The organism is Streptomyces ficellus, assembly GCF_030406405.1.
GTDB lineage: Bacteria > Actinomycetota > Actinomycetes > Streptomycetales > Streptomycetaceae > Streptomyces > Streptomyces ficellus_B.
The window spans coordinates 100,342-112,213 of the sequence record NZ_JAUEPL010000015.1 but is presented as its reverse complement, the minus strand read 5'-3'; the positions used below and the strand labels follow the sequence as shown (position 1 = coordinate 112,213).

Here is an 11,872-nt window from a genome sequence, read left to right as displayed (position 1 = left end):
GGCACGCCGGGCCGTGCAGCCGCGCCGGGTGCGGTGGGCGGGGCGGGCGCGCGGGGCTCGGTGACCGGCGCCGGGTGACCCGCCGTCAGAAGGAGAACCCCGCGTCCCGCCACCGCCGCGGCGGCCGCCGCGACCAGCCAGCCGGCCGGGCCCGCGCGGAACGTCTCGCCCAGCAGCGCGACGCCGATGACCGCGGCGGCGGCCGGGTTCGCGAGGTTCACCACCGCGAGCGGCGCGGCGAGCCCGCCCCGGAACGCCGCCTGCGACAGCAGCAGCCCGCCCATGGCGAACGCGGACACCAGCACCGCGAGCAGGGCGGTCTGCCACCAGGTCACCGGCCCGCCCGGCAGTTCCCGCGCCAGCGAGGCGGTGACCGTCTGGGTGAGCGCCGACGCCACGCCGGACGCGATGCCCGACGCCGTCGCGAGGCGCAGGCCGCGGCCCGCCCGGTGGACCAGCGCGGCGATCAGCAGCGCCGTCGCCGCGGCCACCGACAGCGACTCCGGCAGGGACAGTGCGTCGCCGGGCGTCGCGGGGCCCACCACCGCGACCAGGCCGACCAGCCCGCCCAGCGTCCACAGCGCCCCGCGCCACTCCGCCCGGGCCACCCGCCGCCGCTCGTAGTAGGCGCCCACCGGCAGCGCGGCGACCAGGGTGAGGGCGCCCAGCGGCTGGACCAGCGTGAGCGGCCCGTAGTGCAGCGCCGCGACATGGGTGAGCGCGCCGGCCGCGTTCATGCCGACGGCCCACCACCACAGCGGCCGCGCCAGCAGTGCCCTGGCGCCCTCGGGCGTCGAGGCCAGCCGCGACTGGACGACAGCGGCGAGCGCGTACCCGGCGGCGGAGGCCAGCGAGAGCAGTACGGCGAACAGCGTGGCCCTCATCGCAGCGCCACCTCGGCCGGCCGGACGGGGACGGTGCCCATCGTGAGGCCCGGCGCCCGTACGGCCAGCAGGCCGCCGCCCAGCAGTACGGCGGCCACCAGCGTGTCCAGCCAGTAGTGGTTGGCGGTACCCACGACCACCAGCAGGGTGACGAGCGGGTGCAGCAGCCACAGCATCCGCCACCGGCCGCGCGTGGCGGCGATCAGCCCGACGGCGACCATCAGCGCCCAGCCGAAGTGCAGTGACGGCATCGCCGCGAACTGGTTGGCCATCGTGTCCGTCGCGGGAGCGGCCCCGTACACGGACGGCCCGTAGACCCGTGCCGTGTCGACGAGCCCGGCCTCGGTGAGCATGCGCGGCGGTGCGAGCGGCACGAGCAGGTGCAGGGCGAGCGCGGCGGCGGTCAGCAGCGCGAGGACGCGGCGCGACCAGAGGTAGTGGGCCGGGCGTCGCCAGTACAGCCAGGCCAGGAAGGCGAGCGCGGCCGGGAAGTGGACGGCGGCGTAGTAGGTGTTGGCCAGGTGGACGACGGTGCCGTCGTGCAGGAGCAGGCGCTGCACCCAGCCCTCGCCCGGCAGGTGGACCGCCCGCTCCAGACCCCACACGTCCTCGGCGTTGCCGAACGCCCGGGCCTCGTGCCCGTTCGCGGCCAGCCGTCCCAGCTTGTACACCACGAACAGCGCGGTCACCAGCAGCAGCTCACGCATCAGCGGCGGCCGGGGCACCTCGGTCGTCACCGGCTCGGCAGGACGTATCCCGGCAGCCATTCTCCGGCCTCATTCACAGATCACATCGGACGCAAACGAGTGAAGCGTAGATCCGTTCTCATCGAGACGCAAGCGTCTCGATACGTTTGCGTCTCGATTGAGCGGACCTTACTCTCGTACGTGCAGACGCCCCCGCACCCGTGGAGGAACCGATGTCCACGCAGGCCGCCACGGCCGCCGCGCGCCGCAGCAAGATCACCCCGGAGCGCGAGCGGGAGCTGTACGGGGCCGTCCTCGACCTGCTGCGGGAAGGCGGCTACGACGCCGTCACCATGGAGGGTGTCGCCGCCCGCACCAAATGCGGCAAGGCGACGCTCTACCGCCAGTGGAAGACCAAGTCGCAGCTGGTCACGGCCGCCCTCGACAAGAGCCGGCGCAGTCTGTTCACCGGCATCGACACCGGCACCCTCGCGGGCGACCTGCGCGCGGCCGCGGTCGCCGCCGCCGCGCGCCGGGGCGCGGACACCGAGCTGATGGAAGCCGTCGGCCAGGCGTACCTCCACCACCCCGACCTGCGGCGGGCGCTGCGCGAAACGGTCATCAACCCGGAGGTCGCCGCGCTCGACGCGATGCTCCGGCGCGGCGTCGAGCGCGGCGAGATCGCCCCCGACCACCCCGCCATCCCCTTCGTCGCCCCCGGCTTCCTGGGCGTCCTGCGCGTCGAGCCGCTCTTCGAAGACCGCTTCCCGGCCGCCGACGCCCTGCCGGCGTACCTGGAAGCGGTCATCCTCCCCGCCCTGGGCCTCACCCCACCCGGCGGCCACCGGCCCGCGCCGTAACCCCTCTGGCGTACGGCGCTACTGACGGACCGTCAGCGAAGGCGCCTCCGCCGCCGCGTCCACCGCACCGCCCTCCAGACGTCCGGCCAGCGCCCGCGCCCATGTCACCAGACCGCTCACATCGATCCCGTGCACCGGCGCGTACGCGCCGATCCGGTCCGCGCCCCGCAGCAGCAGACGCGCCCCGCCCGACAGGTTGCCACGGGCGGCGTGCGTCAGGCCGACCGCCAGCTGCGCCAGCCCCCGCCACAGCTCGCGCTCCTCCTCCGGGCACGACTTCCAGGCGTCCTCCAACACCTCGTGGGCGTGGAAGGGCATCCCCGCATCCAGCAGACGCTGCGCCTCCCGCAAGGTCTCGCCGGGCGCGCGCACCACCCCCTCGGGCTGCCGCTCCACCCCCCGCTCGCCGTACGGCAGGGGGCGGCCCAGCCCGTCCCGGGGGCGTGCGCTGCGGGCGCGCCCCTCCGCGTCCCGGTCCCTTCGTGTCCTGTTCACGCCCCAATTGTCACCCGTCCGGCGGGCACTGTCCCCACCATGTCCTCCACCCAGGGCACGGGACTACGCTCTTGTTCAGCGCTCGTTTTTCACGCTCGTTGTTCGCGCCGGTGCGGAGACACGGTGGGGAAGACATGGTGTGGAGACTTCGTCGGGTACTCGTGGGGGAGACAAGGCGATGCTGCCGTCCCGGCCGGAACACCGGCTTGCCGTCCCGCTGTTGGAGCGCGAGCCCGAGCTCGCCGCCGCCGCCCACGCCGTGGACGCCCTCCGCGGCGCGGCCGCCTCCGGCGGCCTGCTGATCTACCGGGGCGAGGCCGGCATCGGCAAGACGGCCCTGCTCGCCGCGGTCCGGCGGCTCGCCGACGACCGCTGCACCGTCCGCTGCGCGCGCGGCGGTGAAACCGCCACCTCCGTCCCCTTCCACGTCGTACGGCAACTGCTGCGACCCGCCCTCGCACAGCTCGGCGACGACCGGGTCAGGCACCTGCTGGGCGACTGGTACGACGTCGCCGCGCCCGCCCTCGGGCTGGCGGCGCCCGGCGGGCCACCCGCCGACCCGCGAGGCGTGCGGGACGGCCTGGACCGGGTCGTCGCCCAGCTCGCCGAGCGCCACCGGGACCGGCCGCTCGTCCTGCTCGTGGACGACGCGCACGGGGCGGACGCCGAATCGCTGGCGTGGCTCGCCTCCTTCGCCGAGTCGCTGCCCGGGCTGCCGCTGCTCGTCGTCCTCGCGCACCGCCCCGGCGGCACACCCGTCGAGCCCGCCGCGCGCCTCCTCGACCGGCTCGGCGCCGCCGCCCGGCTCCGCGTCGCCCTGCGCCCCTTCACCCCGGAAGCGATCGCCGAACTGGCCCGTGCCACCCTCGGCGACCGGGCGGACGACCCGTTCTGCCGCGAGGTGTGGGCGGTGACCGGCGGCAATCCGTACGAGGCGGTGGAGCTCCTCGCCAAGGTCCAGGACCGGATGCTCGACCCGGTGGAGAGGTCGGTGGCGCTCCTGCGCGACCTGGGCGCCTCCGCGCGCGGCAGCGGACTCGTCGCGCGGCTGGAACGGCTCGGCGCCGGCCCGACCCGGCTCGCCTGGGCCGCCGCCGTGCTGGGCACCGACATCTCCCAGCGCCTCGCCGCCACCCTGGCCGGGATGCCCCCGGCGGAGGCGGCACGCTGCACCGAACGGCTCCGGGAAGCCCGTATCGTCACCGGGCCCGACCCCATCGAATTCGTCCACCCCCTCATCGCCACCGCCATATACCGCTCCATCCCGCCCGCCACCCGCACCGCCATGCACGGCAGGGCCGCCTGGGCCGTCGCCCGCGCGGGCCTCGGCGCCGCGGCCGCCGCCCGCCACCTGCTGGAGATCCACCCGGACGATGACGAGGAAGTCGTCGCCCAACTGCGCGAGGCCGCCCGCGAGCACCTCGCCGTCGGCGCCCCCGAGGCCGCCCGCCGCTGCCTGGAACGCGCCCTCCAGGAACCCCCGCCGCCCCACGCGTACGCCGAGGTCCTGTACGAACTGGGCTGCGCCGCCCTTCTCACCTCACCGCCCGCCACCGTGCGCCACCTGCGCTCCGCACTCGACCTGCCCGGCCTCGACGGAGACCTGCGCACCGACGCCACCTGCCGCCTCGCCCAGGCCCTCGCCCACAACAACCAGCTCCGCGAGGCCGCCCTCTCCGTCGCCGGTGAGGCCGCCCGCACCCCGGCGGGCACCGCCCGCATGCGGCTCCAGGCCGCGCACTTCATGTACGAGGCGTTCCAGGCGACCGAGACCGACGGGGCCGGCCGCTCCCGCCGCCTGGCCGACCTCGCCGACCACCTCCCCGGCGCCGACAACGCCGAGCGCGCCCTGCTGTCGCTGCGCGCCTTCGACGCGATGCTGCGCGGCGAGGACGCCGACCTCGTCCTCCACCTGTGCGAACGCTCCCTCCTCGACGGCCGCCCGGCCCGCGGCCTGGGCTGGACCGACACCGAGTGGGGCTTCGAGACACCCGCCATGGTCGGCATCACCTACGCCTTCACCGACCGGCCCGACCGCGCCCTGGACCTGTTCGAGGAAGCGGTACGGGCCTTCGAGATCTCCGGCTGGAGCGGCGCGCACCTGGCCTTCGCGCACGCCCTCGTCGGCCTCGCCCACCGCCGTCGCGGCGACCTCGTCGCGGCGGAGAGCTATCTGCGCGAGGGCCTGCGCCTCGCCGACCGCGTCGGCACCGGACTGCCCGTCCAGTGGGACGCCGCCTGCCTGCTCATCGAGACCCTGCTCGCCCGCGGCCGGGTCACCGAGGCCCGCGGCGTGGCCGACCACTACGGCTTCGGGCCGCCCTGGCCGAGCGCCATGATCATGCCGGACGGGCCCTGCGTCCACGGCCGCCTGCTCCTCGCCGAAGGCCGTACGGAGGAAGCCGTCACCGAACTGGAAGCGGCGGGCCGCGCCCTGGAGGGCCGCGACCGCCACAACGGCCTGTGGGCGCCCTGGGCCTGCGACCTCGCCCGCGCCCTGGCCCCTGGCGACCCCTCCCGCGCCGCCCAGCTCGCCACCCGCGCCCGCGTCCAGGCCGAACGCTTCGGCACCGACACCGCCATCGGCGAAGCGCTGAGGTGCGCCGCCCTGATGGCCCGTCCCGACGAGGCCGTCCAGCTCCTGGCCCAGGCGGTCCACCACCTGGAGGCGTCCCCATCGGCGTACGAACACGCCCTGGCCCGCTACGACTATGCCGTGGCGCTCGGCTCCCCGGCGGAACTGTCCCGCGCCGCCGCCCTGGCCACCGCCTGCGGCGCCGACACCCTGGCCGCCCGCGCCCTCCTGGCCCGCGACACGACCCGGGCCCGCGAGTGAGGTAATGTTCTCTTGCGCGCTCACCCGGCGAACCCCGCGGAACGCGCGCAACGGGACGTGGCGCAGCTTGGTAGCGCACTTGACTGGGGGTCAAGGGGTCGCAGGTTCAAATCCTGTCGTCCCGACTTCGCGAAGTCGAAGGTCAGGGGCCGTTTCAGAGGAATCTGAAACGGCCCCTTGATCATTTCTCGGGGCCTGTCCGGGGCGGGGGAATGGTGGGGCCATGCTGGTGGTCGAGCTGCCCGGAAGGCCGATCAGCCGACCGCCCGCTGACGTGGCGAAGCCCCGGCTCGGTGTGTCCACCGGCCGGGCTTCCGCCGTCTCCTGTGGCGCCCCAGGGCGTGCGTGCCCGCTCAGCCGATGGCCGCGACGGCACTGACGCCCTCGTCCTCGCCCTCGACCTCGTCCGCGCCCGGCGTGTCGGGCGAGACCCGGCCGAACAGCGACGTGGCCCCCTGAAGCGCGGCGGTGTCCGTGTGGACCTGTCCGGGTGCGCTCCCGTGACCGAGCAGGGCTCCGCCCCAGTGCATGCCGAGGAACTCGGCACAGTTGCGCAGGGTGCCGAGCAGCGGATCGGCCTTCGCGCGGTCCGCCGAGGAGAGCGCGGTGACCGCCCACATCGTCTTGCCCGCCATCCGCTCCTTGAACGCGACCCCCGGGACCCGCATCCAGGCCGACCAGTGGTCCAGGTAGAGCTTGGTGCTCGCGGACAGGCTGTACCAGTAGAGCGGGGACGCGATCACCAGGTCCGTGGCGGCGAGCGTGGCGTCGAGCAGACCGCGCGCGTTGCCCACGGGCTCCGGGTACTGGCCGGTGCCCACATGCCGGAGGTCTTCGAAGGGGGGCAGCGGTACGTCGCTCAGCCGTACCCAGGACCGCTGCACGTGGGCCGGCAGCTCTGCCGCCGCGATACGCGCGAGGGTCTCGGTGTTTCCTTCCGGCCGGGCACTGCCTAGAAGGAAGAGGAACCTTCGGTCCGTTGTGTGGTGCGGTGCGGTCATGCTGTGGCCTCCTGATCGGTTCCCTGACGTGGCGTGGTCCCCGGAATGGTTCAGCCTCTGCGGCTTGAGGGACCCTCGGCAGCGGGTTCGAGGACGGGGGACGGTACGGGCTTCGCCGCGTCGGGAGCCGTTGTCGACGGGAGCGCGGCAGGGGCCGGCCGGCGGCGGGTCAGCGCGATACCGGCGAGCACCAGGGCCACGCCCGCCAGGGTTATCGCGGTGACCGGCTCACCGAGCGTCAGCACTCCCAGAGTGACCGCGACGATCGGCAGGAGGTACGCGACGGTCGACGCGAGAGTGGCGCCGTCGTCCTCGATCAGCCGGTAGTTCAGGAGCACGGCGTACCCGGTCCCCAGGGCGCCGAGGATGACCAGGGCGATCACGGCGTCCGCACGCAGGTGTATGGGTGTCAGCCCGGCGAACGGGGTCGTCACGGCCGCGATGGCGGTCGCGGCGAGCAACTGAGCGGCCACCAGCGCGACCGGCGGTATGCCACGGCCCGCCAGCGTGCGGTCGATGTAGGTGTACCCGAGGGCGTAACTCAGCGCCGCGGCCAGGCAGGCCAGCACGCCGCCCATGGCCGGGGCGGACGCCCCGCTCTGCCAGGGCTCGAAGATCAATACGGCGCCGGTGAACCCGACGACGAGGCCGGCGAGCAGTGCGGGTGTCAGCTTGGCACGTTGCCGGCCCGCGAAGACGCCCACCAGCAGGGCCCACAGCGGGGTCGTGGCGTTGAGCGCGCCGGCCAGTCCGGAGTCGACCGTCTGCTCACCGACGGCGAACAGCAGGAACGGCACCACGTTCGCGAGCAGTGCGGCGACGCCCAGGTGAACCCAGACCATGGTGCCGCGTGGCAACCGCAGCTTCGCGAATCGCACTGCCGCCAGCAGCACCAGCGCGCCAAGGGCCAGGCGGACGAGAAGGATCTGGGTGGGGGTGAATCCCCGTAGCGCGATCTTGATCCAGAGGTAACTGGATCCCCAGACCAAGGCGAGGAGTGCCAATCGAGCGAGAGCGCCTCGGCGCATGACGTGTATCCCTCCAACTGGAGTGCTGTGGCCTTGCAGCCTTGACGTGTGCCTGGAAATGTAGGAGCCGACCCGACGAGTGGCTATATCCAATCGGGGGGCAGTGGCTTCAGGGGGATAAATGGGACGTCACGTAGGCGCACCGCAGTTGGCGGCGATGCTCGGCACCTTGCGCACCGACCGGCCCGGCTACCTGGAACTGGCCGACGCCGTACGGCAGTTGATTGACGACGGTCGGCTGGGTGACGGCGTGCGGCTGCCCGCCGAGCGGGAGCTCGCCGCCGCGATGGGTGTCAGCCGCACCATGGTGACCGCGGCGTACCGGGAGCTCCGCGCCGGGCGGTACATCACCAGCCGCCGGGGGGCCGGCAGCTTCACTTCGCTCGCGGGAAGGAGGCAGCCGGCTGCCCGCGGGTTGTGGTCGGCGGGGCACGCGGAAGTGATCGACCTCGCGTGCGCCGCCCTGCCCGCACCGCCCGAGCTGCTGGAGGCGGTGCGTGTGGCCGGTACCGATCTGGCGCTCTACACGCGGCACTCGGGGTACCTGCCGCTGGGACTGCCGGTGCTGCGCGAGCGGATCGCCGAGAAGTACACGGCGCGCGGCGTGGCCACCATGCCGGAGCAGATCATCGTCACCGCGGGCAGCCTCCACTCGCTGCACCTGGTCCTGAAGCTCCTGGCCGGGCCCGGCGAGAAGGTCCTCGTGGAGTCGCCGACGTACCCCAACGCGCTCGCGCTGCTGGACCAGGCCGGGGCCCGGCTGGTCACCTGCGGTCTGGGGCCGGCCGGATGGGACGGGGCGCAGTTCCTCGACATGCTCGCCCAGGCGCAGCCGCGCCTGGCGTACCTGATCCCCGACTTCCACAACCCCACGGGGCATGTGATGCCGGCCCAGCTGCGCGAACAGCTCGTCGCGGTGTCGCGGGCCACCCATACGGACCTTGTGGTGGACGAGACCCTGGTCGATCTCCACCTGGACGGGGGCCCCGTGCCGCCGCCGTTCGCGAGCTTCGACCGGAACGGGCGGGTGCTGTCGATCGGCAGCATGAGCAAGGCGTTCTGGGGCGGTCTGCGCGTGGGATGGATCCGCACCTCCGCGCAGGTGGTGCAGCAACTGGCGGCCGTCGCTGTCGACCTCGGCGTCAGCTGCTCCATCCTCGACCAGCTCATCGCGGCGCGGCTGCTCGAATCCGCCGCCACTGTCGTCGCCAACCGGCGTGCCGAGTTGGCGGCGCAGCGCGACGCGCTCGTCGCCGCACTGCACGAGCATCTGCCCGAGTGGCGGTTCCGCATCCCTTCGGGCGGAATCTCGGTGTGGGCGGAGCTCGACGCCCCGGTCAGCAGCCACCTCGTGAAGGCCTGCGAGGAAGTCGGCGTCCGGCTCGCGGGCGGCCCGCGCTTCGGCGCCGCGGGGACCCTCGAACGCTTCCTCCGGCTGCCGTTCACCCGGCCGGCACCGGAATTGGAAGAGGCGGTACGCCGTATCGCCGCTGCGCGGGCGCACCTGGACGCTCGATCCCGGCCGTACCTGACTGAGCCTGCCGTACTGGCGTAGCCCGCCGTACGACCCCCGGGGACCGGGGCACCGTCGCATCGGTGAGCGGGTGGCAGGGCGCGTGTGTCCGTCCCGCCCATGCGCGCCCCGCCACCCTCCCCGGCCGTTCACAGGATCTCGTCGCACTCCCAGCACTGCGCGTCGCTCAGTGCCTCGGCGAATTTCCGTCGGCTCTTGTTCAGCTCACTGGCGAGCAGTTCACCGATGTGCTCGGCGTCCCGGGACTCGGCGTCGACGGACCAGCTGTTCCACCATGTGCCGCCGGGCTGGCCGGCCTGGACGAGCTCCCGGAACACCGCGGTGAATTCGAGCCGCATCCTGCCCGGGCCGTCACTCAGCCGGACGGTGAAGTCCGCCTCCGGGACGGACACCTTGATGAGGTCTTGAATGAACGAGGCGGAGAAAACCCCCGGAATGGACTTGCTGAGCAGCGGATGGGCCAGGCGCACCGCCAAGCCCCCGATGCGGATGGCACGTGTCCCGTGTCCGCCGGCCCGGGGGCCGCCATGGACTTCCGTACTCGCCAGGATGGTCATGCCGATCGCCCGCTGTTGCGGTTCGCCTCACGCACGATGGCGCGGTAGAAGTCCGGGTAGCTCCGCTCGACGAATTTGGCACAGGCGGTCACCTCGCCGTGTCGCTCCCTGAGGCGATTGATCGCTACCGTCATCGCCGCATGGTGTTCTACGTGGAGATTGTTGCCGTTGGTGTACCAGGTGCTGAACCAGGAGCCTTTTATCGACCGCGTGTTGCGCAGTACATCAGTGGTGTCACTGTCGCAGAGGATGTGCTCGGGGAGCTCCAGGAGGAAGTGCATGGGAATGGCCACCAGGAGCGGCAGAAGCCAGAGCTGTAGGACAAGATCGCCGTAACCCGCACAGACCGCCACTACCGCCGCGGCGATCGGCAGAATCATCATCCGGTATTCGATGATGATTTCACGCCGGCGGCGCTCGGCGATCTGGCCGGCGTCGTACTTCCAGGTGCCCCGCCAGCTTCGCACGATCTCCCTCGCCACGATGAGGAAGCGATCGTAGGAGAATGTGCCCCGCGCCAGAACACTCCAGGTGAGAGGCGCTCGTGTGTCGAACCCGAAGAACTCCGAGTCCTGGGGTGTTCCCAGAGAAGCGTGATGCTGCAAGTGGCGCACGCGGTAATGGCTGAACGACACGAGCATCGGGAGGCCCAGCGGAATCCCGACGATCCGGTGCGGCTTCGCCGCGGTGAACGCCGAGTGGTGCAGGCACTGATGCTGAAGCTCCACCATATGTGCGTAAAGTGCGCCGAGGACGAAGACGCCGATCAGTTTTCCGGCCCACCCGTCCTGGAGTCCCAGGAGCACGCCGACCGTGCCGATCGCGCCCGCGACCAGGAGCTTGCCGACGAACACGGTCTGATCGCGCTTGGTGGTCCTGGCTCTTTGAAAGAGCAGTCCGTCCCGCTCTTTTTTCGCTGCTGTTGTCACGATTACCCCTCCCCTCTGAAGTCGTGGACAGTCCCTCTACCGCAGACCCCGCATGGCGTCCCAGATCTCCCTGTAGTAGCCGTTGGCCACCCGCACGCGAGTGAGAATGCCGAGGCTGATCTCCCGCAGAAGTTCCGGGGAGCGGTCCACGAGCGGCACGAAGACCCCCTCGAACCACTCGGCGCCGTGGTCCGCGTCGACGTGCACGTGAATGCGCTGGTAGTCGATGACGTCTTCCGGAACCCCGAGCCTGTTGCACCCGTCGACCATCGCCTGGAAGCGGGGCGAGGCGCTCTGCTCCAGCACGCCCATCGCTCCCAGCGCACGCGGGTTCAGGTGCCGGTGGATGCCGTACATCAGGAGCATCGACGCGTTCTCGTACGCCTCCGGGACATCCAGGCTGGAGTGGTCGACCCCGGCCTTTTCGAGGTGCGCGCGCATGTACCGGGCCGAGTGCTCGAACATGCGGGTGTGCACCCGCTCGATGTCCCCCTCGCCCATCTCGTCCCAGTAGTTCTCGGCGATCGTGAGCTTGGTGTGACCCTGAGTCCCGATCTGGACCATCGCCATGAGGTCGTCGAACTTGCTGTCCACCAGCTCTTCACCCATGAAGAAGAGCGCGATTTCCTCAAGGGTGGCCTCTTCTGCCAGATACCGGCAGAACTCCGGCTGGGTGTGCTGATCCGCGGTCGTGAGGAACCACTCGCGGAACTCAAGCCCGGTCTTCGGCAGCGTCCCCTCGTCCACCTGCGCGTCCTCCCACCGAAGCCATGCGCTCTCGATGGCGCTGATCTCGGCGTCCGCGTTCAGGCGCGGAATGCTGCCGAACTCGTCCGGGCCCGCCATGTAGGCCACGTAGTGGGCGTGGAGCTGTTTGAACAGCCGCAGCCGGACTTCCCTGTCGGGGGAGGCGTTGAGCGGGAAAGCGAGCTCCAGCTCGCGCTGGAACTGCGACGTGGAATGCGCCGAGACCTCTATCAGTGAAGCGGTCATGCTTGCCATCCTTCTGTGTGAGTGTGTCGTTCTCGCCGAACCGGTACGCCGGTTCGGGCCGGATCGGAA

11 protein-coding genes and 1 tRNA gene are annotated in these 11,872 nt (G+C 72.1%); 4 read left to right on the top strand and 8 right to left on the bottom strand.

The window, feature by feature from the left end; translation table 11 throughout:
• Positions 1-884, bottom strand: an 884-nt coding sequence (locus tag QWM81_RS13100; RefSeq protein WP_290112006.1) for a DMT family transporter, incomplete at its 3' end; no start/stop codon positions are given.
• A complete protein-coding gene (locus QWM81_RS13095; RefSeq protein ID WP_290112005.1) occupies positions 881-1,651 on the bottom strand; it encodes a phosphatase PAP2 family protein in 771 nt (256 codons plus the stop codon). The genes QWM81_RS13095 and QWM81_RS13100, both read right to left, overlap by 4 nt.
• 152 nt (positions 1,652-1,803) lie before the next feature.
• Between QWM81_RS13095 and QWM81_RS13090 the strand changes: the two genes are divergently transcribed.
• A complete protein-coding gene (locus QWM81_RS13090; protein ID WP_290112004.1) occupies positions 1,804-2,430 on the top strand; it encodes a TetR/AcrR family transcriptional regulator in 627 nt (208 codons plus the stop codon).
• A gap of 18 nt (positions 2,431-2,448) precedes the next feature.
• Here the strand turns inward: QWM81_RS13090 and QWM81_RS13085 are convergent, their stop codons facing one another.
• Complete coding sequence (locus QWM81_RS13085) at positions 2,449-2,925, bottom strand: DUF309 domain-containing protein (RefSeq protein ID WP_290112003.1); 477 nt, start codon at positions 2,923-2,925, stop codon at positions 2,449-2,451.
• Between the two features lie 178 nt (positions 2,926-3,103).
• Between QWM81_RS13085 and QWM81_RS13080 the strand changes: the two genes are divergently transcribed.
• Positions 3,104-5,761 (top strand): ATP-binding protein, encoded by a 2,658-nt coding sequence (locus tag QWM81_RS13080; protein WP_290112002.1) that lies wholly within the window; start codon positions 3,104-3,106, stop codon positions 5,759-5,761.
• Between the two features lie 51 nt (positions 5,762-5,812).
• Positions 5,813-5,886: transfer RNA gene (locus tag QWM81_RS13075), tRNA-Pro, on the top strand.
• Between the two features lie 228 nt (positions 5,887-6,114).
• Here the strand turns inward: QWM81_RS13075 and QWM81_RS13070 are convergent.
• Both QWM81_RS13070 and QWM81_RS13065 read right to left on the bottom strand, forming a co-directional pair.
• Entirely contained in the window at positions 6,115-6,762 is a 648-nt protein-coding gene (locus tag QWM81_RS13070) for a flavodoxin family protein (RefSeq protein ID WP_290112001.1), read from the bottom strand.
• Positions 6,763-6,812: 50 nt separating this feature from the next.
• Entirely contained in the window at positions 6,813-7,790 is a 978-nt protein-coding gene (locus QWM81_RS13065) for a DMT family transporter (RefSeq protein WP_290112000.1), read from the bottom strand.
• A gap of 121 nt (positions 7,791-7,911) precedes the next feature.
• On the opposite strand from QWM81_RS13065, the gene yczR reads away from it, so the two are divergent.
• Positions 7,912-9,345 (top strand): MocR-like transcription factor YczR, encoded by a 1,434-nt coding sequence (yczR, locus tag QWM81_RS13060; protein WP_290111999.1) that lies wholly within the window; start codon positions 7,912-7,914, stop codon positions 9,343-9,345.
• A 107-nt stretch (positions 9,346-9,452) separates the two neighbouring features.
• Here yczR and QWM81_RS13055 read toward each other — a convergent pair whose 3' ends face one another.
• The 3 genes from QWM81_RS13055 to QWM81_RS13045 all read right to left on the bottom strand — a co-directional run bounded on the left by QWM81_RS13055 (position 9,453) and on the right by QWM81_RS13045 (position 11,803).
• Positions 9,453-9,800, bottom strand: a complete 348-nt coding sequence (locus tag QWM81_RS13055) for a hypothetical protein (protein WP_290111998.1) — start codon at positions 9,798-9,800, stop codon at positions 9,453-9,455.
• Between the two features lie 77 nt (positions 9,801-9,877).
• On the bottom strand, positions 9,878-10,810 hold the full coding sequence (locus QWM81_RS13050) for a fatty acid desaturase family protein (protein ID WP_290111997.1): 933 nt from the start codon (positions 10,808-10,810) through the stop codon (positions 9,878-9,880).
• 36 nt (positions 10,811-10,846) lie between these two features.
• Positions 10,847-11,803 carry an iron-containing redox enzyme family protein gene (locus QWM81_RS13045; RefSeq protein WP_290111996.1) on the bottom strand — a complete coding sequence of 319 codons (957 nt, stop codon included), beginning with the start codon at positions 11,801-11,803 and terminating at the stop codon, positions 10,847-10,849.
• Positions 11,804-11,872 lie beyond the last annotated feature (69 nt).